15 protein-coding genes, 2 tRNA genes and 5 rRNA genes (1 of these 22 cut by a window edge) are annotated in these 24,604 nt (G+C 56.9%); 8 read left to right on the top strand and 14 right to left on the bottom strand.

Translation table 11 applies throughout. The annotated features are described in order from the left end of the window. The 7 genes from B5M06_RS04110 to rrf (B5M06_RS04080) all read left to right on the top strand — a co-directional run. A 23S ribosomal RNA gene (locus B5M06_RS04110) occupies positions 1 to 2,448 on the top strand (it extends 434 nt beyond the left edge of the window). 124 nt (positions 2,449 to 2,572) lie between these two features. Then, positions 2,573 to 2,685: ribosomal RNA gene (rrf, locus tag B5M06_RS04105) — 5S ribosomal RNA — on the top strand. 326 nt (positions 2,686 to 3,011) lie between these two features. Then, positions 3,012 to 4,542: ribosomal RNA gene (locus B5M06_RS04100) — 16S ribosomal RNA — on the top strand. Between the two features lie 83 nt (positions 4,543 to 4,625). Beyond that, positions 4,626 to 4,702 (top strand) — tRNA-Ile (locus tag B5M06_RS04095). Positions 4,703 to 4,727: 25 nt separating this feature from the next. Continuing rightward, positions 4,728 to 4,803, top strand: a tRNA-Ala gene (locus B5M06_RS04090). A 392-nt stretch (positions 4,804 to 5,195) separates the two neighbouring features. Next, a 23S ribosomal RNA gene (locus tag B5M06_RS04085) occupies positions 5,196 to 8,077 on the top strand. A gap of 124 nt (positions 8,078 to 8,201) precedes the next feature. Then, positions 8,202 to 8,314, top strand: a 5S ribosomal RNA gene (rrf, locus tag B5M06_RS04080). The 16S, 23S and 5S rRNA genes sit together here with 2 tRNA genes alongside, the layout of an rRNA operon. 166 nt (positions 8,315 to 8,480) lie before the next feature. On the opposite strand, the gene B5M06_RS17230 is transcribed toward rrf (B5M06_RS04080), so the two are convergent. From B5M06_RS17230 to B5M06_RS04015, 14 genes are all read right to left on the bottom strand, one after another. After that, positions 8,481 to 8,618, bottom strand: coding sequence for a hypothetical protein (locus B5M06_RS17230; RefSeq protein WP_165442764.1), 138 nt, complete (start codon positions 8,616 to 8,618; stop codon positions 8,481 to 8,483). A gap of 139 nt (positions 8,619 to 8,757) precedes the next feature. After that, positions 8,758 to 9,801, bottom strand: a complete 1,044-nt coding sequence (locus B5M06_RS04070) for a porin (RefSeq protein ID WP_080025163.1) — start codon at positions 9,799 to 9,801, stop codon at positions 8,758 to 8,760. A gap of 238 nt (positions 9,802 to 10,039) precedes the next feature. Next, complete coding sequence (locus tag B5M06_RS04065) at positions 10,040 to 11,725, bottom strand: MFS transporter (protein ID WP_054065879.1); 1,686 nt, start codon at positions 11,723 to 11,725, stop codon at positions 10,040 to 10,042. A 203-nt stretch (positions 11,726 to 11,928) separates the two neighbouring features. Further along, on the bottom strand, positions 11,929 to 12,570 hold the full coding sequence (locus tag B5M06_RS04060) for a 2-hydroxychromene-2-carboxylate isomerase (RefSeq protein WP_054065878.1): 642 nt from the start codon (positions 12,568 to 12,570) through the stop codon (positions 11,929 to 11,931). Between the two features lie 22 nt (positions 12,571 to 12,592). Next, positions 12,593 to 12,838, bottom strand: a complete 246-nt coding sequence (locus B5M06_RS04055; RefSeq protein WP_077344512.1) for a DUF1289 domain-containing protein — start codon at positions 12,836 to 12,838, stop codon at positions 12,593 to 12,595. Then, on the bottom strand, positions 12,835 to 13,362 hold the full coding sequence (locus B5M06_RS04050) for a YbaK/EbsC family protein (protein WP_054065877.1): 528 nt from the start codon (positions 13,360 to 13,362) through the stop codon (positions 12,835 to 12,837). The genes B5M06_RS04055 and B5M06_RS04050 overlap by 4 nt, the downstream gene beginning before the upstream one ends. Further along, on the bottom strand, positions 13,363 to 14,292 hold the full coding sequence (locus B5M06_RS04045; protein ID WP_054065876.1) for a hydroxymethylglutaryl-CoA lyase: 930 nt from the start codon (positions 14,290 to 14,292) through the stop codon (positions 13,363 to 13,365). Positions 14,293 to 14,319: 27 nt separating this feature from the next. Next, positions 14,320 to 15,903, bottom strand: a complete 1,584-nt coding sequence (locus tag B5M06_RS04040) for a sulfatase-like hydrolase/transferase (RefSeq protein ID WP_054065875.1) — start codon at positions 15,901 to 15,903, stop codon at positions 14,320 to 14,322. A gap of 70 nt (positions 15,904 to 15,973) precedes the next feature. Continuing rightward, entirely contained in the window at positions 15,974 to 16,894 is a 921-nt protein-coding gene (locus B5M06_RS04035; RefSeq protein WP_054065874.1) for a 2-hydroxyacid dehydrogenase, read from the bottom strand. A gap of 148 nt (positions 16,895 to 17,042) precedes the next feature. After that, a complete protein-coding gene (locus B5M06_RS04030; protein ID WP_054065873.1) occupies positions 17,043 to 19,055 on the bottom strand; it encodes an acetyl-CoA carboxylase biotin carboxylase subunit in 2,013 nt (670 codons plus the stop codon). Further along, complete coding sequence (locus B5M06_RS16955; protein WP_162781722.1) at positions 19,048 to 19,188, bottom strand: hypothetical protein; 141 nt, start codon at positions 19,186 to 19,188, stop codon at positions 19,048 to 19,050. The genes B5M06_RS04030 and B5M06_RS16955 overlap by 8 nt, the downstream gene beginning before the upstream one ends. Positions 19,189 to 19,380: 192 nt before the next feature. Next, positions 19,381 to 20,151 (bottom strand): DUF4126 domain-containing protein, encoded by a 771-nt coding sequence (locus tag B5M06_RS04025; protein ID WP_054065128.1) that lies wholly within the window; start codon positions 20,149 to 20,151, stop codon positions 19,381 to 19,383. A 32-nt stretch (positions 20,152 to 20,183) separates the two neighbouring features. Further along, on the bottom strand, positions 20,184 to 20,966 hold the full coding sequence (locus B5M06_RS04020) for an enoyl-CoA hydratase/isomerase family protein (RefSeq protein WP_054065127.1): 783 nt from the start codon (positions 20,964 to 20,966) through the stop codon (positions 20,184 to 20,186). 17 nt (positions 20,967 to 20,983) lie between these two features. Continuing rightward, on the bottom strand, positions 20,984 to 22,591 hold the full coding sequence (locus B5M06_RS04015; RefSeq protein ID WP_080025331.1) for a carboxyl transferase domain-containing protein: 1,608 nt from the start codon (positions 22,589 to 22,591) through the stop codon (positions 20,984 to 20,986). 149 nt (positions 22,592 to 22,740) lie between these two features. Between B5M06_RS04015 and B5M06_RS04010 the strand changes: the two genes are divergently transcribed. Further along, positions 22,741 to 24,453, top strand: coding sequence for a Na+/H+ antiporter (locus tag B5M06_RS04010; RefSeq protein WP_054065129.1), 1,713 nt, complete (start codon positions 22,741 to 22,743; stop codon positions 24,451 to 24,453). Positions 24,454 to 24,604 lie beyond the last annotated feature (151 nt).

Genomic DNA, 24,604 nt, shown 5'->3' with positions numbered 1-24,604 from the left:
ATCGACCGATAGTGAACCAGTACCGTGAGGGAAAGGCGAAAAGAACCCCGGGAGGGGAGTGAAATAGATCCTGAAACCGTATGCTTACAAAAAGTCGGAGCCTCGTAAGGGGTGACGGCGTACCTTTTGTATAATGGGTCAGCGACTTACATTCAGTGGCAAGCTTAACCGAGTAGGGAAGGCGTAGAGAAATCGAGTCCGAATAGGGCGTTTTTAGTCGCTGGGTGTAGACCCGAAACCAAGTGATCTAACCATGGCCAGGATGAAGGTGCCGTAACAGGTACTGGAGGTCCGAACCGACTGATGTTGCAAAATCAGCGGATGAGCTGTGGTTAGGGGTGAAAGGCTAAACAAACTTGGAAATAGCTGGTTCTCTCCGAAAACTATTTAGGTAGTGCCTCAAGTATTACCTGCGGGGGTAGAGCACTGTTTTGGCTAGGGGGTCATGGCGACTTACCAAACCAAGGCAAACTCCGAATACCGCAGAGTACAGCTTGGGAGACAGAGCACCGGGTGCTAACGTCCGGACTCAAGAGGGAAACAACCCAGACCGCCAGCTAAGGTCCCTAAAATTGGCTAAGTGGGAAACGAAGTGGGAAGGCTAAAACAGTCAGGATGTTGGCTTAGAAGCAGCCATCATTTAAAGAAAGCGTAATAGCTCACTGATCGAGTCGTCCTGCGCGGAAGATGTAACGGGGCTAAGCCAGTTACCGAAGCTGCGGATGTGCAATTTATTGCACGTGGTAGGAGAGCGTTCTGTAAGCCTGTGAAGGTGTCTGGTAACGGATGCTGGAGGTATCAGAAGTGCGAATGCTGACATGAGTAGCGTTAAAAGGGGTGAAAAGCCCCTTCGCCGTAAGCGCAAGGTTTCCTACGCAACGTTCATCGGCGTAGGGTGAGTCGGCCCCTAAGGCGAGGCAGAGATGCGTAGCTGATGGGAAACAGGTCAATATTCCTGTACCGATCAATAGTGCGATGTGGGGACGGAGAAGGTTAGCTCAGCCACCTGTTGGAATAGGTGGTTCAAGCGTGTAGTCGTGCCTGGTAGGCAAATCCGCCGGGCTTAGATGAGGCGTGATAACGAGTGTGCTTGCACACGAAGTGAGTGATACCCTGCTTCCAGGAAAAGCCACTAAGCTTCAGCTATTGATTGACCGTACCGCAAACCGACACTGGTGCGCGAGATGAGTATTCTAAGGCGCTTGAGAGAACTCTGGAGAAGGAACTCGGCAAATTGATACCGTAACTTCGGGAGAAGGTATGCCCTCGGTATGTGAAGTTGAACAAACGGAGCAGAAAAGGGTTGCAAAAAATCGGTGGCTGCAACTGTTTAATAAAAACACAGCACTCTGCAAACACGAAAGTGGACGTATAGGGTGTGACGCCTGCCCGGTGCTGGAAGATTAAATGATGGGGTGCAAGCTCTTGATTGAAGTCCCAGTAAACGGCGGCCGTAACTATAACGGTCCTAAGGTAGCGAAATTCCTTGTCGGGTAAGTTCCGACCTGCACGAATGGCGTAATGATGGCCACACTGTCTCCTCCAGAGACTCAGCGAAGTTGAAATGTTTGTGATGATGCAATCTCCCCGCGGAAAGACGGAAAGACCCCATGAACCTTTACTGTAGCTTTGTATTGGACTTTGAACGGATCTGTGTAGGATAGGTGGGAGGCTTTGAAGCCAGGACGCTAGTTCTGGTGGAGCCGACGTTGAAATACCACCCTGGTGCGTTTGAGGTTCTAACCTAGGTCCCTAATCGGGATCGGGGACAGTGCATGGTAGGCAGTTTGACTGGGGCGGTCTCCTCCCAAAGCGTAACGGAGGAGTTCGAAGGTACGCTAGGTACGGTCGGACATCGTGCTAATAGTGCAATGGCATAAGCGTGCTTAACTGCGAGACTGACAAGTCGAGCAGATGCGAAAGCAGGACATAGTGATCCGGTGGTTCTGTATGGAAGGGCCATCGCTCAACGGATAAAAGGTACTCTGGGGATAACAGGCTGATACCGCCCAAGAGTTCATATCGACGGCGGTGTTTGGCACCTCGATGTCGGCTCATCTCATCCTGGGGCTGTAGTCGGTCCCAAGGGTATGGCTGTTCGCCATTTAAAGAGGTACGTGAGCTGGGTTTAAAACGTCGTGAGACAGTTTTGTCCCTATCTTCCGTGGGCGCTGCAGATTTGAGGAAGCCTGCTCCTAGTACGAGAGGACCGGAGTGGACACACCTCTGGTGTACCTGTTGTCACGCCAGTGGCATCGCAGGGTAGCTACGTGTGGAAGAGATAACCGCTGAAAGCATCTAAGCGGGAAACTCGTTTCAAGATGAGATCTGCCGGGGCCTTCGAGCCCCCTGAAGGGTCGTTGTAGACCACGACGTTGATAGGCTGGGTGTGGAAGCGCAGTAATGCGTTAAGCTAACCAGTACTAATTGCCCGTGCGGCTTGACCCTATAACTTTGATACTGCCTGGTGCAGTTCAAAAGACTTATGCCAATGTGCGCAATCGAATAAAAGCTGAGAACAAAGACTCTATGAATTTGATGAGCTGCTAGCGCAGCTCATCCACAGTTTATGCCTGGTGACCATAGCAAGTTGGCCCCACTCCTTCCCATCCCGAACAGGACCGTGAAACGACTTTGCGCCGATGATAGTGCGGATTCCCGTGTGAAAGTAGGTCATCGCCAGGCTCTTACAACCGAAGAAACGCCCAGTCGAGCGACTGGGCGTTTTCTCTTCCCTTTAGGGTGAGATCTTGAAAAAGATCTTCTGAAGTGAAAAGAAAACGCAAGACGTTTTAAAAGTGCTAAGAAATTGGTGCTACAATACAAGGCTTCGCTGATCGCAGCGAACAAAACTTGAAGAAATTGATCTTCAAGGCATCTTTAACAAGATACAGCCGATAAGCGTGGGCGTTTGAAGGCGAATTGCCAAATCAAGCGCTCATGAGAATAGAAGTGAAGTTCACTTCAATTCCGTTTTTATGAGTGGGTCGCAAGACCTTAAATTCAAGATCGAACTGTAGAGTTTGATCCTGGCTCAGATTGAACGCTGGCGGCATGCCTTACACATGCAAGTCGAACGGCAGCACGGACTTCGGTCTGGTGGCGAGTGGCGAACGGGTGAGTAATACATCGGAACGTGCCTAGTAGTGGGGGATAACTACTCGAAAGAGTGGCTAATACCGCATGAGATCTACGGATGAAAGCAGGGGATCGCAAGACCTTGTGCTACTAGAGCGGCCGATGGCAGATTAGGTAGTTGGTGGGATAAAAGCTTACCAAGCCAACGATCTGTAGCTGGTCTGAGAGGACGATCAGCCACACTGGGACTGAGACACGGCCCAGACTCCTACGGGAGGCAGCAGTGGGGAATTTTGGACAATGGGCGAAAGCCTGATCCAGCAATGCCGCGTGCAGGATGAAGGCCTTCGGGTTGTAAACTGCTTTTGTACGGAACGAAAAGCTTCGGGTTAATACCCTGGAGTCATGACGGTACCGTAAGAATAAGCACCGGCTAACTACGTGCCAGCAGCCGCGGTAATACGTAGGGTGCAAGCGTTAATCGGAATTACTGGGCGTAAAGCGTGCGCAGGCGGTTTTGTAAGACAGAGGTGAAATCCCCGGGCTCAACCTGGGAACTGCCTTTGTGACTGCAAGGCTAGAGTACGGCAGAGGGGGATGGAATTCCGCGTGTAGCAGTGAAATGCGTAGATATGCGGAGGAACACCGATGGCGAAGGCAATCCCCTGGGCCTGTACTGACGCTCATGCACGAAAGCGTGGGGAGCAAACAGGATTAGATACCCTGGTAGTCCACGCCCTAAACGATGTCAACTGGTTGTTGGGTCTTCATTGACTCAGTAACGAAGCTAACGCGTGAAGTTGACCGCCTGGGGAGTACGGCCGCAAGGTTGAAACTCAAAGGAATTGACGGGGACCCGCACAAGCGGTGGATGATGTGGTTTAATTCGATGCAACGCGAAAAACCTTACCCACCTTTGACATGGCAGGAATCCTTTAGAGATAGAGGAGTGCTCGAAAGAGAACCTGCACACAGGTGCTGCATGGCTGTCGTCAGCTCGTGTCGTGAGATGTTGGGTTAAGTCCCGCAACGAGCGCAACCCTTGCCATTAGTTGCTACGAAAGGGCACTCTAATGGGACTGCCGGTGACAAACCGGAGGAAGGTGGGGATGACGTCAAGTCCTCATGGCCCTTATAGGTGGGGCTACACACGTCATACAATGGCTGGTACAAAGGGTTGCCAACCCGCGAGGGGGAGCTAATCCCATAAAGCCAGTCGTAGTCCGGATCGCAGTCTGCAACTCGACTGCGTGAAGTCGGAATCGCTAGTAATCGTGGATCAGCATGTCACGGTGAATACGTTCCCGGGTCTTGTACACACCGCCCGTCACACCATGGGAGCGGGTCTCGCCAGAAGTAGGTAGCCTAACCGCAAGGAGGGCGCTTACCACGGCGGGGTTCGTGACTGGGGTGAAGTCGTAACAAGGTAGCCGTATCGGAAGGTGCGGCTGGATCACCTCCTTTCTGGAAAACAAGCAATTCAAGTTTGAACGCCCACACTTATCGGTTGTTGGATGACACCGTCGAGACGAGAGTTTTGATGGCTTGGGTCTGTAGCTCAGCTGGTTAGAGCACCGTCTTGATAAGGCGGGGGTCGTTGGTTCGAGCCCAACTAGACCCACCAAACTTCCAATGCGACAACCCACAATGGGGGATTAGCTCAGCTGGGAGAGCACCTGCTTTGCAAGCAGGGGGTCGTCGGTTCGATCCCGTCATCCTCCACCACAAATTCTTGGTGTAAAGACTGAGAATTTAAAAAAGATAGCGCCATGCGGTGCTACAATAGTTGGCTCACTTCAATACAAAAGCAGTCTTTGCAAGACTGCTTTTGTATTGAGCTTTGCTCCATAGGCTGTTCTTTAAAAATTCATAGAGTCGAAAATCAGCGTTGCTGACGGAAACACCTTTGAAGGTGACCGTGCCGTCAGCAACTATTTGATTGCGTCACACGAATTCAACGAACTTGAATTCGATGTAATGACGAATCATTCTCTAGGCTGCGTTGCAAAACGCAACCGAAGAATCATTCACATTACGGCATAACGCGTGAGGTGCAAGACCTCACCAGTCTTTGAACTCCAAATGGCGAACTCTGGCAACAGAGATCAAAGTTATAGGGTCAAGTGACTAAGAGCATATGGTGGATGCCTTGGCGATTACAGGCGATGAAAGACGTGATAGCCTGCGAAAAGCTTCGGGGAGCTGGCAAATAAGCTTTGATCCGGAGATGTCTGAATGGGGAAACCCACCCGCAAGGGTATCAACAGCTCAATACATAGGCTGTTGAAGCGAACCTGGAGAACTGAAACATCTAAGTACCCAGAGGAAAAGAAATCAACCGAGATTCCGATAGTAGTGGCGAGCGAATTCGGAAGAGCCTTCTAGTGATAGTCGACGAGTTAACAAAACGGCATGGAAAGGCCGGCCATAGTAGGTGATAGCCCTGTATGTGAAAACTTGTCGGTGGTACTGAGCTAGAGAAAAGTAGGGCGGGACACGTGTAATCCTGTCTGAATATGGGGGGACCATCCTCCAAGGCTAAATACTCGTAATCGACCGATAGTGAACCAGTACCGTGAGGGAAAGGCGAAAAGAACCCCGGGAGGGGAGTGAAATAGATCCTGAAACCGTATGCTTACAAAAAGTCGGAGCCTCGTAAGGGGTGACGGCGTACCTTTTGTATAATGGGTCAGCGACTTACATTCAGTGGCAAGCTTAACCGAGTAGGGAAGGCGTAGAGAAATCGAGTCCGAATAGGGCGTTTTTAGTCGCTGGGTGTAGACCCGAAACCAAGTGATCTAACCATGGCCAGGATGAAGGTGCCGTAACAGGTACTGGAGGTCCGAACCGACTGATGTTGCAAAATCAGCGGATGAGCTGTGGTTAGGGGTGAAAGGCTAAACAAACTTGGAAATAGCTGGTTCTCTCCGAAAACTATTTAGGTAGTGCCTCAAGTATTACCTGCGGGGGTAGAGCACTGTTTTGGCTAGGGGGTCATGGCGACTTACCAAACCAAGGCAAACTCCGAATACCGCAGAGTACAGCTTGGGAGACAGAGCACCGGGTGCTAACGTCCGGACTCAAGAGGGAAACAACCCAGACCGCCAGCTAAGGTCCCTAAAATTGGCTAAGTGGGAAACGAAGTGGGAAGGCTAAAACAGTCAGGATGTTGGCTTAGAAGCAGCCATCATTTAAAGAAAGCGTAATAGCTCACTGATCGAGTCGTCCTGCGCGGAAGATGTAACGGGGCTAAGCCAGTTACCGAAGCTGCGGATGTGCAATTTATTGCACGTGGTAGGAGAGCGTTCTGTAAGCCTGTGAAGGTGTCTGGTAACGGATGCTGGAGGTATCAGAAGTGCGAATGCTGACATGAGTAGCGTTAAAAGGGGTGAAAAGCCCCTTCGCCGTAAGCGCAAGGTTTCCTACGCAACGTTCATCGGCGTAGGGTGAGTCGGCCCCTAAGGCGAGGCAGAGATGCGTAGCTGATGGGAAACAGGTCAATATTCCTGTACCGATCAATAGTGCGATGTGGGGACGGAGAAGGTTAGCTCAGCCACCTGTTGGAATAGGTGGTTCAAGCGTGTAGTCGTGCCTGGTAGGCAAATCCGCCGGGCTTAGATGAGGCGTGATAACGAGTGTGCTTGCACACGAAGTGAGTGATACCCTGCTTCCAGGAAAAGCCACTAAGCTTCAGCTATTGATTGACCGTACCGCAAACCGACACTGGTGCGCGAGATGAGTATTCTAAGGCGCTTGAGAGAACTCTGGAGAAGGAACTCGGCAAATTGATACCGTAACTTCGGGAGAAGGTATGCCCTCGGTATGTGAAGTTGAACAAACGGAGCAGAAAAGGGTTGCAAAAAATCGGTGGCTGCAACTGTTTAATAAAAACACAGCACTCTGCAAACACGAAAGTGGACGTATAGGGTGTGACGCCTGCCCGGTGCTGGAAGATTAAATGATGGGGTGCAAGCTCTTGATTGAAGTCCCAGTAAACGGCGGCCGTAACTATAACGGTCCTAAGGTAGCGAAATTCCTTGTCGGGTAAGTTCCGACCTGCACGAATGGCGTAATGATGGCCACACTGTCTCCTCCAGAGACTCAGCGAAGTTGAAATGTTTGTGATGATGCAATCTCCCCGCGGAAAGACGGAAAGACCCCATGAACCTTTACTGTAGCTTTGTATTGGACTTTGAACGGATCTGTGTAGGATAGGTGGGAGGCTTTGAAGCCAGGACGCTAGTTCTGGTGGAGCCGACGTTGAAATACCACCCTGGTGCGTTTGAGGTTCTAACCTAGGTCCCTAATCGGGATCGGGGACAGTGCATGGTAGGCAGTTTGACTGGGGCGGTCTCCTCCCAAAGCGTAACGGAGGAGTTCGAAGGTACGCTAGGTACGGTCGGACATCGTGCTAATAGTGCAATGGCATAAGCGTGCTTAACTGCGAGACTGACAAGTCGAGCAGATGCGAAAGCAGGACATAGTGATCCGGTGGTTCTGTATGGAAGGGCCATCGCTCAACGGATAAAAGGTACTCTGGGGATAACAGGCTGATACCGCCCAAGAGTTCATATCGACGGCGGTGTTTGGCACCTCGATGTCGGCTCATCTCATCCTGGGGCTGTAGTCGGTCCCAAGGGTATGGCTGTTCGCCATTTAAAGAGGTACGTGAGCTGGGTTTAAAACGTCGTGAGACAGTTTTGTCCCTATCTTCCGTGGGCGCTGCAGATTTGAGGAAGCCTGCTCCTAGTACGAGAGGACCGGAGTGGACACACCTCTGGTGTACCTGTTGTCACGCCAGTGGCATCGCAGGGTAGCTACGTGTGGAAGAGATAACCGCTGAAAGCATCTAAGCGGGAAACTCGTTTCAAGATGAGATCTGCCGGGGCCTTCGAGCCCCCTGAAGGGTCGTTGTAGACCACGACGTTGATAGGCTGGGTGTGGAAGCGCAGTAATGCGTTAAGCTAACCAGTACTAATTGCCCGTGCGGCTTGACCCTATAACTTTGATACTGCCTGGTGCAGTTCAAAAGACTTATGCCAATGTGCGCAATCGAATAAAAGCTGAGAACAAAGACTCTATGAATTTGATGAGCTGCTAGCGCAGCTCATCCACAGTTTATGCCTGGTGACCATAGCAAGTTGGCCCCACTCCTTCCCATCCCGAACAGGACCGTGAAACGACTTTGCGCCGATGATAGTGCGGATTCCCGTGTGAAAGTAGGTCATCGCCAGGCTCTTACAATGACAAACCCCTGACCTCCTAAAGAGGCAGGGGTTTTGTTTTTTATGCTTCAAATTTCATTGCTTTAAAAATAAGAGCACGCTGCGCGTGCTCTTATTGGTGTTGCAATTTAAAACTATCGCAATCTGCGTAGCGGTCAGCGGTAGCTGCTCTCTTTTTTATTTGTTGTCTGCTGGCGTGTGGATGGCTTCGGCGCCATGTTTTTCTCCACTCATATCTACCTGATCGCCAAATTGAAAAATCATAAACAGCGAGATGGCTGCGAATACAGCAAAAGCGACGGCAATCTTCCACATGGATGGCTCCTTGATGTTGGTTGTGTCAGAGGCTTGCCGCCCATAAAAAAACCCCAACTCTTGTGAATTGGGGCTAAACCTTGGAGCAAGCCCTGCTTGCGATTAAAGCAAGCAGGTATTGCAGCGAGCTTACGCTCGATTAGAAGAAGTGGCGGATGCCAACGCCAAAGGTGCGGAACTTGTAGCTGTCTTCTTGTGTAGACAGGTTGAAGCTACCGCTGCCAATTTCAGATTCTTGAGCATTGTTGATGCTGCTGTACAACGCATACACCTTGGTACGTTTGCTCAAGTTGTAGTTGTAAGCGAGTGTCCATTGGGTAGGAGCCTTACCCTCTTTGGCACCATTTACCTTCCACTTATCGGCACGGCCAATGTTGGCGTGCAGTTCAGATGCGCCGATTACGTACTTTGCAGCCAAGCGGTAGACATTACGCTTTTCGGAGCTGCCTGCTTCTTTGAACTTTTGTTGCTGGTAGTAAGCGCCCAGTGTCAAATCGCCCAATTCATAGCTGGCACGCAGGGCAAACTGGCTGTCTTTCTCATTGGAAAGACCGGCGGCCAAACCTGCAGCAGTGGCATTCTTCTTGTACTCAGAATAGCCAAAGCCCAAGCCCAGAGGGCCGTTAGCGTAGTTCACGCCCAGATCCCAGCCACCTTTATCTTCGGAATAGGGGGCCCCTGCTTTTTCACCGAATTGATACTGCACTTCAGCATCAAAACCCGCGATGGTAGGTGTGCGGTAGGCAATCTTGTTGCCACCCCACAGCACGCCGTCGTACAGCTTGTCACCGGTAGGGCCTGCGTCGTGGTTATGCATGCTGATGGCGTCAGCTGTCACGGTGTACGAATAGGGGTCAAAAGAGCCCAAACGCAGCATACCGAAGTTGCCAGAGAGGTTCAGCTCGCTTTGGCGGTCAAAGCTATAGCCAGTACCGCCTGTATCGGCTTCAACCGTACCTTCCAGCACAAAGCCTGCTTTCAAACCATTGCCTAAATCTTCGGTGCCTTTAAAACCGAGGTAAGAGCCGCTGCTGACCAGACCGGTTGCGCTGGCATTACCCAGCTTTTGGTGTTCCACAGATGTGTTGATACGACCGTACAGGGTCACGCTGCTTTGGGCCAGTGCTGCGGATGTGCCGCAGACAGCCAGTACAGCCAGCATTACACGTGTTGTCTTCGTCATGTTGATTCCTCTTGGGGGTTGAAAGTAGCCGGTTTCTTTGCTGTGTGTCACATCCAAAGGGCTGGACAAATTCTAGTTTTCATTTTTATGAAAAATGCAGAGCTGGCTGGTGTTTGCGTAGAAGTGATGCCTTACGGCAACAGATATTTGTGCATTGCACCAGTCCTAAGCAGATTGAGGGAAAAAATCCCCGCCTTGAGGCGGGGATGCACCAGATTGAACAGCTTTGGATGGCTGTTTAGTCGTCTGCGTAGATGTCTACATCCTTGGTGTCACGCAGGAACAAAGTGCCGATGACAGCAGTGATGCCAGCGATAACGATGGGGTACCACAGGCCGCTGTACATATTGCCGGTCTGGGCCACGATAGCAAAGGACATGGTGGGCAGCAGACCACCGAACCAGCCGTTGCCGATGTGGTAGGGCAGGCTCATGGAGGTGTAGCGGATGCGTGTGGGGAAGAGCTCCACCAGCATGGCAGCAATAGGGCCATAGACCATGGTGACCAGCAGCACCAGATAGAACAGGATGAGCAGCATCATGGGCTTGTTCATCTTGGCGGGGTCAGCCTTGTCGGGATAGCCATCCTGCTTGAGGGTGTCGCTCAGCGCTTTGCCGAATTCAGCGCTCTTGGCTTTGATTTCATCTGCACTCAGGCCGTCGTGGCTGAAGCTGGGGATGACGGTGTCGCCAATCTTGACCACAGCAGGTGTACCGGCAGGCGCGTCTTCGGAGTCATAGCTCACAGAACGGTTGGCCAGTGCCTGCTTGGCCACGTCACAGGAGCTGGTGAACTTGGCAGTACCTGTGGGGTTGAACTGGAAAGTGCACTCGGCAGGGTCTGCAACGATGATCACCTGTGCATTCGCCTGTGCCTGGGCCAGATCAGGGTTGGCCGCGTTGGTCAGTGCCTTGAATACAGGGAAGTAGGTGAACACGGCCAGCAGGCAGCCAGCCATGATGATGGGTTTGCGGCCAATCTTGTCAGACAGCGTGCCCCAGATCACAAAGAAGGGGGTGGCGATCAGCAGAGCAGCGGCAATCATCAGGTTGGCGGTGACCGCATCGACCTTCAGCTGCTGGGTCAGGAAAAACAGTGCGTAGAACTGGCCGGTGTACCAGACCACGGCCTGGCCAGCAGTCAGACCGAACAGTGCCAGCAGCACGATCTTGAGGTTCTTCCATTGGCCGAAGGATTCGGACAGCGGTGCTTTGGAGGTCTTGCCTTCTGCCTTCATCTTCTGGAAGGCAGGCGACTCAGACAGCGTCATGCGAATCCAGACCGAGATGGCCAGCAGCAGGATGGACACCAGGAAGGGAATACGCCAGCCCCAGTCCTGGAATTTTTCTTCTCCCATCGCGGTGCGGGTGCCCAGAATCACCAGCAATGACAGGAACAGACCCAGTGTGGCTGTGGTCTGAATCCAGGAGGTGTAGGCACCGCGTTTGCCGTGAGGTGCGTGCTCTGCCACATAGGTGGCCGCACCGCCGTATTCACCGCCCAGCGCCAGACCTTGCAGCATGCGCAGAATCATCAGGATGATGGGGGCTGCGACACCGATGGTGGCGTAGTTGGGCAGGATACCGACGATGAAGGTGGAGATACCCATGATCAGAATCGTCACCAGGAAGGTGTATTTGCGACCGATCATGTCTCCAAGGCGCCCAAACACCAGTGCGCCGAAGGGGCGAACGATGAAGCCTGCTGCAAATGCCAGCAGCGCAAAGATGAAGGCAGAGCCTGCATCAAGACCACTGAAGAATTGTTTGGCAATGATGGCTGCGAGTGAGCCGTAGAGATAAAAGTCGTACCACTCGAACACGGTACCAAGGGATGAGGCAAAGATCACTTTGCGCTCTTCAGACGTCATGGGGCGAGGGGCTGCACCCTTCGCACCTGCGCCGTTTGCAGCATGAATGGCCATGTCTTGTCTCCTGAATATGTTTTATGTGCACGCATGTGCGGCCTACACATTCTTGGAGTCGCTACTGACCAGCTTCTGACGCTAATCCAACGTGAACTTGCGTCAAACTGACGCATCTCTGACGAATTCAGGTCGAACCCTTGCTGTTGATTTTGTGATGTGAAACAGCCAAAAATGCCTAGAACGAAAGGCGATGGCTGAAATCAGGCCAAACCCGAGGAAATGGACTTGGCGTTTTCCCAGGCTTCTGTATGGAACCATGCATGTCCATCGAGCAAGTCGCGCAGCATGGGCAGGCTGTCCAGGCCCCAGAAGACTTCGCCATTCACCGCAAATGCGGGGGCACCAAAAACGCCTTGTGCGCTGGCCTGCTCGGTATTGCTGCGCAGTTGTCGCTTGGCATCTGCGCTTGCCTCAGCATCGGTGCGCAACAGGGCTTGCAGGCGTTGCTGTAACTGCTTCAGACGTTCGGGATCGAGCGCATCTGCTCCACCTTCCCAGACATGGCGAAAGATGGTTTCTGCCACAAAGCGGTTGATGCTGCCGTCCTGCGAAGTTTGTAGCGCCAGGCGCAGCAGTGGCAAAGGGTTGAAGGGGTGCTGGGCAGGCATCTGCAGTGGCACGCCAAGGTGCTGACCCAGCCACTGCACATGGCGGTAAGTCCATATGCGTTTGGCCGGGATGCCTGCGGGGCCGGGGTTGCTGTTTTGCTGCAGCAGCGCACCCAGCAGGACCGGGCGGTATTCGACATGGCAGCTCAGCCCCTGCAGCGTAGTCGGCAGCTGCTGAAACGCCAGCCATGCATAGGGCGACACAAAATCCAGATACATGGTGATGTGGTGCATGGCTTGTCTCCTTGTGATCTCGTCAAGTTGTGGGTTTGCAGCGCTCGCGGATGTGCAGCCAGATCTGGCGTTTGGTGGCGTCATCTGCACTGCCCCAGGCGCGCAGTTCATCGAGGGTACGCAGGCAGCCGAGGCAGTATTGCTGCGCATCGTCCATGCGGCAGACGGAGACGCAGGGCGAAGGCATGGGCTGGATAGTCTCAGCGCACAGCAGGGGGGCAACAGTGCGCAGCTTGTGCTGCAGGGCAGGGGTGGCGGGAGGAATCATGCCTGCGATTGTCCCGCAGCCGTGTCGACAGGCTCCTGGGCAATATCGACAACAGGTGCTCCGGTAAGGGCTTGCAGCTGCTGCAGTGTCAGTGGGAACACCGCATGCGGGTGGCCGGCGGCCGCCCACAGCAACTCAAAGCGCGACAGGCTGGCGTCAATCAGCGTGATGGGGGCATGCAGGTGTGCCACAGGGCTGACGCCGCCAATCGAAAAGCCGGTCTGTGCTTTGACAAACTCTGCATCGGCGCGGCCTGTCTTGCCGACCAGCGCCGCCACCTTTTTTTCGTCCACGCGGCGGTCACCGGCAGCGATCACCAGTACATGGCCGCCGCTGGGCTTGTGCCTGAACACCACGCTTTTGGCGACCTGTCCGACTGCAATGCCCAGCTGCTCTGCCGCTTCCTGTGAGGTGCGTGCAGCTCCAGCCAGCATTTGCGGTGTATGCGGGTGATTGGCATCATGCAGATAGCGCGCCACGCGCTGCACGCCTTCAGGCAGGGCAAAGACTTCTGCCCCGCACATTTACACGGCCTCGCAAGGGGCTGCACTGGCACGTTTGGCCAGTATGGCCTTGGCTACGCGCGACTGGGTGGGGCGGCCCAGCGTATCGCTGATGAACACGCCTGCATCAATGAGCTTGTCCAGATCCAGACCGGTGTCTATGCCCATGCCGTGCAGCATGTAGACCACGTCTTCGGTCGCCACATTGCCGGTGGCTCCCTTGGCATAGGGGCAGCCGCCAAGGCCCGCCACCGAGGTATCAAACTGCCACACGCCCATGGAGACGGCCGCCAGGGTGTTGGCCAGGGCCTGACCATAGGTGTCATGGAAGTGGCCGGAGACATCATTGATGTCAAAGTGCTTGAGCGTGGCCTCCATGGCCTTGCGCACCTTGATGGGCGTACCCACACCAATGGTGTCTGCTACGCCGATGTGCTGTACGCCAATGTCTTTCATCAGTCGGGCCAGGTACTCCACGCGTTCTGGGGAAACATCGCCTTCATACGGGCAGCCTACGGTGCAGCTCATGGCACCGCGCACATAGATGCCTGCAGCGCGCGCAGCTTCCACCACGGGGGCAAAACGCTCGATGCTCTCTGCGATGGAGCAGTTGATGTTCTTCTGGCTGAAGGCTTCGCTGGCTGCGCCAAAGACCACGATTTCATCGGGTCGGGTCAGCACCGCTGCTTCATAGCCCTTCATATTGGGTACCAGTACCGAATAGCGCACGCCGGGCAGGCGGGTGATGCCGTTCATGACTTCGGCGTTGTCAGCCATCTGCGGCACCCATTTGGGCGAAACAAAGCTGGTGACTTCGATCTCTTTGCTACCTGCTTCCTGCAGGCGGTGCACGAGTTCAATCTTGGTGGCAGCAGGCACGGGCTGCTTTTCGTTCTGCAGGCCATCGCGGGGGCCAACTTCCACCAGTTTGACGCGTGTGGGGTAGGACATGGTGAGCTCCTTTTTTCTAAGCAATCTTCATTGGATAGCGGCAGGGTGCAGCTGTTGGACGTGCGGGAACCAGTTGCTGCAAAGAGCGCTTGTTTCTGCGGGAGGATAAGCGCCATTGGTGCTCAGCCCCTGGCTGGATGGCAGTGTGTAGGGGTGGCCTGTCAGCTGCGCCATCAGCTGTGCAGGCAGCAAGGTATTGAAGCGGGGAACGCCTTGTGCATCAAGGGCATGCTGGCCAAGCTGCTGCCATTGCTGCCACCATGCCGGGTACTGCTGGCGCATGGTTTGATTGGCCCACAGCAGAAAGGGCACTTCGTAGGTACTGCGTGTAATACCGTGCACGTAGCTGCCCCCACAGACCGGGAAGTCCTGCCCGTGGTCAGAGACATACAGCAAGGCAACGCGGCGGTCTTGGAGCTGATCCAGCGCCTGTATCCACTCAGCCAGCAGCTGGCTGGTGTAGTGCATGCTGTTGTCATACGGATCGGACCAGAGCGCCGCGCTTTCCGGATACCGTCTGGCTACGCGTGGGTGACTGCCATAGGTGTGCAGTGTGACGATCTGTGGCTGTGCATTGCTGGCGTATTGCTGCAAGGACTCCTGCAGCCAAGGTGTCAGGGCTCCATCGAACTTTCCATCCTGGAGGTGGCGGTAGAGGTCAGAGCGCAGACGCAGTGCCACATTTGCAAAACCTGGGGCTTGCTGGTTGGCAAACACTTTGGTCTGGAAGCCGGCGGCCTTTGCCAGATCGATATAGGAAGCGACGCCTTGCTCAGGCAATGGATGGAGGGAGCGCCCTGCAACGATGACAGGTAAGGTCTTGCCGGTGTTGTTGCCGTTGGTGGTCAGCGGAAAAGTCACCAGCGCAGATTGCCAGGGCGCGAGTGCAGCGTTGGTCGGGTTGCCTTCATAGCCCAGCAACGACCAGCGGTGGGCACTGGCGCTTTCGCCGATGACGACAACCAGCATATCAACCATGGGTGGTGCTTCTGGTGGGGTGGCTGGAGTAGTCAGCGTGGCCAGCTGCGCATTTTTTTCATAGCGCTCCCAGGACTCCACCATCATGAACGGGTAGATACGGCCTGCACGGCTGAAGAACTTGTAGACGTCATAGCCTTTGAAAAAGCTGACGCATATCCAGATGGCCCAAATTCCCAGTGTCACCCAGGCCAGCACACGAATTTTCTTGCTTTGCAAGGGGCGGGGCAGGCGCCACAAATGGCGAATTGCCAGCAGCGCTGGCAGCGCCCAGGCCAGCAACAGTGCAGCGTCAGTTGCGCGGTAAGACTGGACATATTCCACGGCCTCACCGGCGTTAGAGCCCAAAATGGACTGCCAGAAAAACTCGTCTGGCAGGCTGTGTACCGCAAAAAAATAGCCCAGAAAGCACAGTCCCACCACCAGCAGGAGCACCGTCACCAGGCGTGTGGTGATGCGCGACAGCAATGCGCACATCAGCAGCAGGGCCGACACCACGACTTCTGACGCGCTGCGGGTATTGGGCCACATCCACAGCAGCGGCATGAACAGCCAGCACCAGGCCAGTGCGGTCTTCAGTTTTTCGGTGGTGGGTGGAGGCGCTTTGGCACGCTCCTGCAGCAGGACATTCATCGGACAAACAGGCGAAAGGGCAAAACGCGCATTCTGCGGGATTGGGTCGGCGCAGTGCGCGTTCGCATCTTCAATACCCGCGCTGTGGATCGACCATGCCTTTGACGGCTTCGCCACGGCTCATGGCGGCAACTTTGCCTGCGATTTGCGCAATGCTTTCGTCGCGCAGGGTGCGGGCTGAAGTGTGGGGCGTCAGGGTGATCTGCGGGATCTTCCAGAATGGGTGGTCGGCGGGCAGCGGCTCCTCGCGGAAGACATCGAGCGTGGCACCGGCCACATGGCCTTCGGCCATCATGGCGATCAGATCCTCATCGACCAGATGCGCGCCGCGGGCGACGTTGATGATGTAGGCGCCAGGCAGCAGTTGCTGCATGAGGCGGCGGTTGATGAGGTTTTCGGTCTCGGGCGTCAGGGGCAGCAGATTGACCAGCACGCGTGTGCCCTGCAGAAACTCGGCAAAGCCTGTGCTGCCGCTGAAGGTTTGCACACCCTCGATCTGCCTGGGTGTGCGGCTCCAGCCGCGCACCGGAAATTCGAATACGGAAAGTGCCTTGGCCACACGCTCGCCCAGCACGCCCAGGCCCATCACGCCGACGGGAAAGTCTGCGCGCAGCTGGGGCTTGCGGAACTTCCACTGACCGTTGCGCATATCGGCTTCGTAGCCATCGAGTTCACGGAAGTGGCGGATGACGGCCTGCGTCACATATTCCGCCATCTGCACGGACATGCCGGCATCGTCCAGGCGCACGACCTTGGCATGGGGTGGCAGCTGGAGCTTGAGCAGGGCATCGACACCGGCGCCGATGTTGAACAGCGCCTTGAGTTGCGGCTGCTCATCCATGAACTGCTGGGGCGGCGCCCAGACCACGGCATAGTCGGCCTGGGGCGCGCCGGGTTTCCACACACTGACTTCAGCGCCGGGCAAGGCCGCGCGCAGTCCGTCCAACCAGGGTTCGGGCTTGGTGCCCGTGCAGCAAAAAGTCACTTTCATGGGGTGCAGATTACAGGCAGTGGGTGGCGCAGTCAGTCGCGCAGATGGCGTGCTTCAATAAAAAGAGCTGCTTGCGCTTGTGTAGTAAGGAATTGAGGTGTATTTCCATCTGAAGTACCCATCCATCGTGCGCAAGCAGCTCTCTTTTTTAGGCTTCGGCAGCCTCCATGCGAATCAGCTCTGCCCCTTCGGCCACCTGGTCGCCCGGCGCGTAGAGCAGCTCCTGCACCACACCATCGGCGGGGGCTGCGATGGTGTGTTCCATCTTCATGGCCTCCATCACGGCCAGGGCCTGCCCCTTGGTGACGGTGTCCCCTGCCTTGACTGCAAACGACACCAGTTTGCCGGGCATAGGGGCCGTGAGGCGTCCGCCTTCGCTGTGGCCTTCGCCTGCATGGGCCAGCGGGTCCTGCAGTTGCAGCACGGCGGCCCCGCGCGGGGTAAAGATATGGCGCGCTTCGCCAGTCACATGCACCTGGGCAGTGCTGCGCGCTCCGGCAAACTCCACCAGCAGGCCATCGCCTTGGGGCTGCCAGTGCAGAGGGGCCTCTACGTCACCGACCTGCAGTTGCGGTGTGCCATGGTGGCCATAGGTCAGCACAGCCTGGATGGTGGCGCTGTCCTGCACAAAGGTAAAGCTGCGGCGCACCGTGCCATGGCTGTGCCAGCCGTCGCGGCGGCTGAATGGATCAGCCGTTTCCAGTGCCTGCTCGGCCTGCAGCTGCTGGGCCACGGCAATGGCGACGGCCAGCGGCGTGGGAACGGCGGTCTGCTGAAACAGCACCGCCTTTTCACGTTCGATCAATGCCGTATCCAGCTTGGCCTGTGCAAAGGCCTCGCTTTTCACCACATGGCGCAGAAACTGCACATTGCTGGACAGACCCACGATCTGCGTCTGCGCCAGTGCCGCATCCAGCCGAGCCAGGGCTTGCTCGCGCGTGTCGCCATGCACGATGAGTTTGGCAATCATGCTGTCGTAAAACGGGCTGATGGCGTCGCCTTCGCGCACACCATCGTCCACACGCACATCGCTGATGGCAAAGCTGGAGCATGCTGGTTTGCGGTAGACGTGCAGCGTGCCAGTCGCGGGCAAAAAGCCGTTGTCGGGGTTCTCTGCACAAATGCGTGCTTCGATGGCGTGGCCGATGATCTGCAGCTCATCCTGGCGCTTGGGCAGGGGCTGGCCAGCCGCCACGCGCAGCTGCCACTCCACCAGGTCTTCGCCGGTGATGGCTTCGGTCACCGGGTGCTCCACCTGCAGGCGCGTGTTCATTTCCATGAAGTAGAACTGCATGGCCTCTGGCTGGTCGTAGCCGCCGGGCTGCTCGACGATGAACTCCACCGTCCCAGCGCCCACATAGCCCACGGCCTTGGCGGCGGCCACGGCGGCTTCACCCATCTTGGCGCGCAGCGCAGGTGTCATGCCGGGGGCGGGTGCTTCTTCCAGCACCTTCTGGTGGCGGCGCTGCACGGAGCAGTCGCGCTCAAACAGGTAGACCACGTTGCCCTGTGTGTCGCCAAAGACCTGAATCTCGATGTGGCGGGGGCGCAGTACGTATTTCTCGATCAGCACCGCATCATTGCCAAAGCTGTTGATGGCCTCGCGCTGGCAGCTGGCAAGGGCTGCGGCAAAGTCTTCGCGCTTTTCGACCAGGCGCATGCCCTTGCCGCCGCCACCAGCGCTGGCTTTGATCAGCGCGGGGTAGCCAATGCGATCAGCCTCGCTTTGCAGCAGCTCGGGGTTCTGGTCCGTGCCGTGGTAGCCGGGCACCAGCGGCACGCCGGCTTTTTCCATGAGCTGCTTGGATTCGGCCTTCAGCCCCATGGCGCGGATGGCGCTGGCGGGTGGCCCAATAAAGACCAGCCCTGCCTGCGCGCAGGCATTGGCAAAGTCTTCGTTTTCGCTCAAAAAACCATAGCCGGGGTGAATGGCTTGCGCGCCAGTTTGCTGGGCGGCGTCAAGGATACGTTCCCAGCGCAAGTAACTGTCTTTGGGGGCGTTGCCGCCAATGTGCACGGCTTCATCGCAGGCTGCGACATGCTTGGCCTGTGCGTCGGCATCGGAGTAGACCGCGACGGTTTGGATGCCGAGGCGCTTGGCAGTCGCTGCCACACGGCAGGCGATTTCGCCGCGGTTGGCAATCAGGATTTTTTTAAACATGGGCTACCTCCGCGGCAAAGCCGCCTGTGCACGCTGCGCGTGCCATGCGATGTGCCTCAGCCACCAGTGGCTTCGGCGCTGCGCCGCTATGCGGCTGGTCGCCGCGGTTGGCAATCAGGATTTTTTTAAACATGGGCTACCTCCGCGGCAAAGCCGCCTGTGCACGCTGCGCGTGCCATGCGATGTGCCTCAGCCACCAGTGGCTTCGGCGCTGCGCCGCTATGCGGCTGGTCGCCTCTATTTGCGATGAGTATTTTCTTGAACATGGCTTGTCTCCATTTGTAGTGTTTTTGGCCTCTAGCGCTTATCCAGCAAGTGCTAGCAGCTATGTTTTTGGTAATTCAATGTCTGGGGGAGTCGTGGCACCCATCCAGCCTCTGAGCTTGCGTATCGCCGCTTTGAGAAAGCGCCACAGCATCCAGGTCACGATCCACATCGCAATCACGGCCAGCACCAGCACCACGGCAAACACTGCGGGGTTGGCCAGTGCCAGCCAGACAGCACCGACGGCGGCGGTGTCTTCAGCCAGGCTGGCCCCTACGTTGCTAAAGGGTTCCGGGCTGGTGTTGATCAAGGCGCGTGTCGTGGTCTTGGCGGCCTGGCTGGTGGCAGCCAGCGTGCCACCCATGAGGGCGGCTACCGTTGCCATGGTGGCGTTGTCTGCCCCAAAGACACCGGCTGCCAGCGCCGCACCGGCAGGAATGCGCAGCACGCTCTGGAACATGTCCCACAGCGAGTCCACACCGGGAATCTTGTCGGCAAAGAACTCCGTGAACAGCAGGCCACCGCTGGCCATCAGTAGCAGAGGGTGTTCCAGCACATGCAGGCCGCCGGGCAGGTCTATCCAGCCCAGAGCGCCGAGCGCCCCGACCACAAACACCACCAGGTACAGCCGAAAGCCGCTGGCCCAGCCCAGTGCTGCAGCCAGGGCCAGCAGGCTGGCCATGTCCATGCCGCTGGCGGCCTGCCCAACGGCTTGCGCTGCATGGGTGGCGCTGTCCACTACAGCGCTGCCTGCTCGCTCGACCGTGTCAGGGTCAGGGTGCAGGCCTATGCGGTGCAGCCAGTCAATGATGGCGTTCCAGATGCTGTTCATGGTCGGAAAGGGCTTGGCAGTTCAACACCCGCTCACGATAACCAGTTGGGCTTGCGTTTGCCGAGAAAGGCCTGCACCCCCTCCTTGCCTTCGCTGCTGGCGCGGATGTCGGCAATGCGTTCCACGGTGTCGCGGATCAGTGTGGCGTTGATGTCGCGCTCGGCCACGTCCAGCACCAGCTTCTTGCAGGCCTGCACAGCCTGCGGGCCCGCCTGCAGCAGGTGCTTGAGCAGCTGATCCACAGCATCGTCCAGCGCATCGGTGGTGACGACCTGATGAATAAAGCCCATGCGCAGGGCTTCCGAGGCATCAAAGCGCTCACCGGTCAGAAAGTAACGGTGCCCGGCGCGCGGCCCCATGGCGCGCAGCACATAGGGGGCGATGGTGGCGGGCACCAGTCCGATCTTGACCTCGCTCAGGCAGAAGTGGGCCGTGTTCACAGCCACAGCCATATCGCAGGCTGCCACCAGCCCCATGCCACCGGCATAGACATCGCCTTGCACGCGGGCAATGGTGGGCAGTGGGCAGGTGTAAATGGTGTGCAGCATGTGCGCGAGCTTGCCTGCATCGGCCAGGTTTTCTTCGCGGCTGTAATCCGCCATGCGGCGCATCCAGTTCAGATTGGCTCCCGCACAAAAGGCGGGCCCTTCGGCAGCCAGCACCACGGCGCGTACATCGGCGACCTGAGCCACGGTTTCAAAGGCGGCGGTGATTTCGGCAATCACCTCGTCGCTGAAGGCGTTGCGGATTTCGGGTTGCGTCAGCGTCACGGTGGCAACGCCGGCATTCATGGTCAGGGTGACAGGGCGGGACATGCAACAACCTCCTTGCATTACATGCGGAACACGCCAAAGCGTGTGTCCTCGATTGGCGCATTGCGGCTGGCGGCCAGGCTCAGCGCCAGCACGCGGCGGGTGTCGGCAGGGTCGATCACGCCGTCATCCCACAGGCGGGCGCTGGCGTAGTAGGGGTGGCCCTGCACTTCGTACTGCTGGCGAATGGGGGCCTTGAAGCTTTCCTCTTCTTCAGCACTCCACTGACCGCCCTTGGCTTCTATGCCATCGCGCTTGACGGTGGCCAGCACGCTGGCGGCCTGCTCGCCCCCCATCACGCTGATGCGTGCGTTGGGCCACATCCACAGAAAGCGTGGGCTGAAGGCGCGGCCGCACATGCCGTAGTTGCCTGCGCCAAAGCTGCCGCCAATCACCACGGTGAACTTCGGAACACTGGCTGTGGCCACGGCGGTGACCAGCTTGGCACCGTGGCGTGCAATGCCTTCGTTTTCATACTTGCGGCCCACCATGAAGCCGGTGATGTTCTGCAGGAAGACCAGCGGCACCTTGCGCTGGCAGCACAGTTCAATGAAGTGTGCGCCCTTGACGGCTGATTCGGAAAACAGAATGCCGTTGTTGGCAATGATGCCGACCTGCATGCCCTCAATGCGTGCAAAGCCGCAGACCAGGGTGCTGCCAAAGCGGGCCTTGAATTCATCGAACTCGCTGCCGTCGACGATGCGGGCAATGATCTCGCGCACATCAAAAGGCTTGCGGGTGTCGGTGGGGATGACGCCGTACAGCTCCTGCGCATCAAAAAGTGGAGCTGCTGGCGCAGTATCTGCGGGCGCTGCAGGTTTGTTTTTATTCAAATTTTTCACGGCGGTGCGCGCCAGTGCCAGGGCGTGCAGGTCGTTCTCGGCCAGATGGTCGGCCACGCCAGACAGGCGGGTGTGCACATCGCCGCCGCCCAGGTCTTCAGCGCTGACCACCTCGCCCGTAGCTGCCTTCACCAGCGGCGGGCCGCCCAGAAAGATGGTGCCCTGGTGCTTCACGATGATGGATTCATCACTCATGGCGGGCACATAGGCGCCACCGGCGGTACAGCTGCCCATGACCACGGCAATCTGGGCAATGCCCTGGGCACTCATATTGGCCTGGTTGTAGAAGATGCGGCCAAAGTGGTCGCGGTCCGGGAAAACGTCGTCCTGGTTGGGCAGATTGGCGCCGCCGGAGTCCACCAGGTAAATGCAGGGCAGGCGGTTTTGCTGCGCAATTTCCTGGGCACGCAGGTGCTTTTTGACCGTCATGGGGTAGTAGGTGCCGCCTTTGACGGTGGCGTCATTGCACACCACCATGCAGTCCACGCCTGCCACGCGGCCAATACCGGCAATCAGTCCAGCACCGGGCGCTGCGTTGTCGTACATGTTCAGCGCGGCCAGCGGCGCAATTTCCAGGAAGGGCGTGCCGGGGTCCAGCAGCTGCTGCACGCGATCTCGTGGTAGCAGTTTGCCGCGCGCTACATGCTTGGCGCGGGCGGCTTCGCCCCCACCCAGGGCGATGTGCGCACAACGTGCACGCAAATCCTCCACCAGTGCCTGCATTGCACGGCTATTGGCCTGGAATTCCTCGGAACGAGGGTTGAGTTGACTGCGCAATACGCTCATATTGTCTCCTTGTGAATAGTCGGCAGGCCCCGGTTTTTCGGTGGTTTTTTGGTGCATGATGCCTGCCGTTCGGGACTTATCCCGAGATTGGTCCGTGGTTTTTGTATACGGCTGAAACTCGCGCGCGAGAAGCTACTGAAGAATGCAGCATGCACACCGTTGAAATCGTTTTGCTGGTCCTGATGCTTGGGGCTGTGACCGGCATTGCCGCGCGTTACGTGCGCGGGATTCCTCTTCCCCTGATTCAGATCGGCATCGGTGCCTTGATCGCCTGGCCGCAAAAGGGTCTGCATATCGCGTTTGACCCCGAGCTGTTCCTGCTGCTGTTCATTCCACCACTGCTGTTTGCCGACGGCTGGCGGATACCCAAACGCGAATTCTTCGCCATGGCCAAGCCCATTTTGCTGCTGGCCTTTGGTCTGGTGTTTATTACGGTGCTGGGTCTGGGCTATCTCATCCACTGGATGATTCCCAGCATGCCGTTGACGGTGGCTTTTGCCCTGGCTGCCGTGGTTTCGCCCACCGACGCTGTGGCTGTGTCGGCCATCACGCGCAATCTGGGCATGCCGCACAAGACCATGCACATGCTCGAAGGCGAGTCGCTGCTCAACGATGCGTCGGGTCTGGTGGCGCTGAAGTTCGCCGTGGCCGCTACCCTCACCGGTCTGTTCTCCTGGAGTGATGTCGCCAAGGACTTCACCTGGATGGCTGTAGGCGGTCTGGGCCTGGGTGCGCTCATGGGCTGGGGCTTCAGCCATGCGCGTGACATCGTCACCCGCCGTGTGGGCGATGTGGCAGCGACCCAGATGGTGCTGCTCTTGCTGCTGCTGCCCTTTGCGTCCTACATTGTGGGTGAAAAGATCGGTGTTTCCGGCATTTTGGCTGCTGTTGCTGCGGGTATCACGACCAACTTCGCGGATCTGGGGCGTGGCAACTTCATCTCGGAGCGCATGCAGACCGAAGGCATCTGGAGCATCATGGAAGCCGCGTTCAACGGCGCTATCTTCCTGCTGCTGGGGCTGCAGCTGCCTTCCATCATTGGCCACAGCCTCATGGACGCTGGCCCCGACTGGTGGAAGCTGCTGCTCTACGTGCTGGTCATTACCGTGGCGCTGCTGGCGGTGCGCTGGGCCTGGGTGACGGTGGCTGTGGTGCGCTCGCTGCGCAAGGCGCATAACGAGGGCAGGGTGACGGACAAGCCCTCCCACCTGCTGAATCTGGCCACCACCATGGCAGGTATCCGCGGGGCTGTGACGCTGGCCGGTGCCCTGTCCATTCCCATGGTGCTGCCCTCTGGCGATGCCTTCCCCGCGCGTCATATGCTGATCTTTCTGGCAACTGGCGTGATCTTGCTGACCCTGATCCTGGGTGCCATTTCCTTGCCACTGATTCTGCGTTTCATGCCCAAGCATGAAGACACGGAGCAGCAGCAGGAAGAGCGCGCTGCCCGTCTGGCCGCCTGCAAGGCAGCGATTACCAGCCTGACGCTGAGCGAAGAAGACAAGCAGTCGCACGACGAGCAATGGGTGGCGCAGTACCAGGAAGTGGTGGGGCGCATCATTCAGGAATACCGCAGCCGCATTGAGCTGCTGGAAGAAAACCTGAACAAGACGGGTACGGAAGAAACCGAAGAAGTGGTGGAAGAACGCCGCCAGCGCTATATCCGTGAAATGGAATTGCGCCTGAAGTGCCTGAAGGTGGAGCGTGACACGCTGTACGCGGAGCGCCATGCCCACCGCATCAACGACGAGGTACTGCGTGCCACGGTGAGCGAGCTGGATCTGGCAGAAGTTTCGCTGACCAAGCGCCTGAATGTCTCCAAGCGTGCGGCCGCGTCTTATCGCGCTGCCAAAAACAGCTGAGCGCATGGTGCAGCAAGCAAGGCGTTCAGGCATGGTGTAAAGGTCTGAAGGCTATGAGTAAGAGCGGTGCTTCACAGGAAGGCACCGCTTTTTTGTTTCTGCATCCTAGGGCACAGCCTGATACAGAAGCAGTCACACAGGTTGCAATAAT

The organism is Comamonas kerstersii, from assembly GCF_002056725.1.
In the GTDB taxonomy this organism is placed as follows: domain Bacteria; phylum Pseudomonadota; class Gammaproteobacteria; order Burkholderiales; family Burkholderiaceae_C; genus Comamonas; species Comamonas kerstersii.
The sequence above is the reverse complement of the archived record's forward strand: the minus strand, read 5'-3'. Positions and strand labels throughout refer to the sequence as shown.

Coding starts and splice junctions, on each gene's coding strand:
- B5M06_RS04035 (WP_054065874.1), bottom strand. CDS start 16,894: ATGAAAGTGACTTTTTGCTGCACGGGCACCAAGCCCGAACCCTGGTTG.
- B5M06_RS04040 (WP_054065875.1), bottom strand. CDS start 15,903: ATGAATGTCCTGCTGCAGGAGCGTGCCAAAGCGCCTCCACCCACCACC.
- B5M06_RS16955 (WP_162781722.1), bottom strand. CDS start 19,188: ATGTTTAAAAAAATCCTGATTGCCAACCGCGGCGACCAGCCGCATAGC.
- B5M06_RS04055 (WP_077344512.1), bottom strand. CDS start 12,838: ATGATTCCTCCCGCCACCCCTGCCCTGCAGCACAAGCTGCGCACTGTT.
- B5M06_RS04030 (WP_054065873.1), bottom strand. CDS start 19,055: ATGTTTAAAAAAATCCTGATTGCCAACCGCGGCGAAATCGCCTGCCGT.
- B5M06_RS04015 (WP_080025331.1), bottom strand. CDS start 22,591: ATGAGCGTATTGCGCAGTCAACTCAACCCTCGTTCCGAGGAATTCCAG.
- B5M06_RS04065 (WP_054065879.1), bottom strand. CDS start 11,725: ATGGCCATTCATGCTGCAAACGGCGCAGGTGCGAAGGGTGCAGCCCCT.
- B5M06_RS04050 (WP_054065877.1), bottom strand. CDS start 13,362: ATGTGCGGGGCAGAAGTCTTTGCCCTGCCTGAAGGCGTGCAGCGCGTG.
- B5M06_RS04060 (WP_054065878.1), bottom strand. CDS start 12,570: ATGCACCACATCACCATGTATCTGGATTTTGTGTCGCCCTATGCATGG.
- B5M06_RS04010 (WP_054065129.1), top strand. CDS start 22,741: ATGCACACCGTTGAAATCGTTTTGCTGGTCCTGATGCTTGGGGCTGTG.
- B5M06_RS04045 (WP_054065876.1), bottom strand. CDS start 14,292: ATGTCCTACCCCACACGCGTCAAACTGGTGGAAGTTGGCCCCCGCGAT.
- B5M06_RS04025 (WP_054065128.1), bottom strand. CDS start 20,151: ATGAACAGCATCTGGAACGCCATCATTGACTGGCTGCACCGCATAGGC.
- B5M06_RS04020 (WP_054065127.1), bottom strand. CDS start 20,966: ATGTCCCGCCCTGTCACCCTGACCATGAATGCCGGCGTTGCCACCGTG.
- B5M06_RS04070 (WP_080025163.1), bottom strand. CDS start 9,801: ATGACGAAGACAACACGTGTAATGCTGGCTGTACTGGCTGTCTGCGGC.
- B5M06_RS17230 (WP_165442764.1), bottom strand. CDS start 8,618: ATGTGGAAGATTGCCGTCGCTTTTGCTGTATTCGCAGCCATCTCGCTG.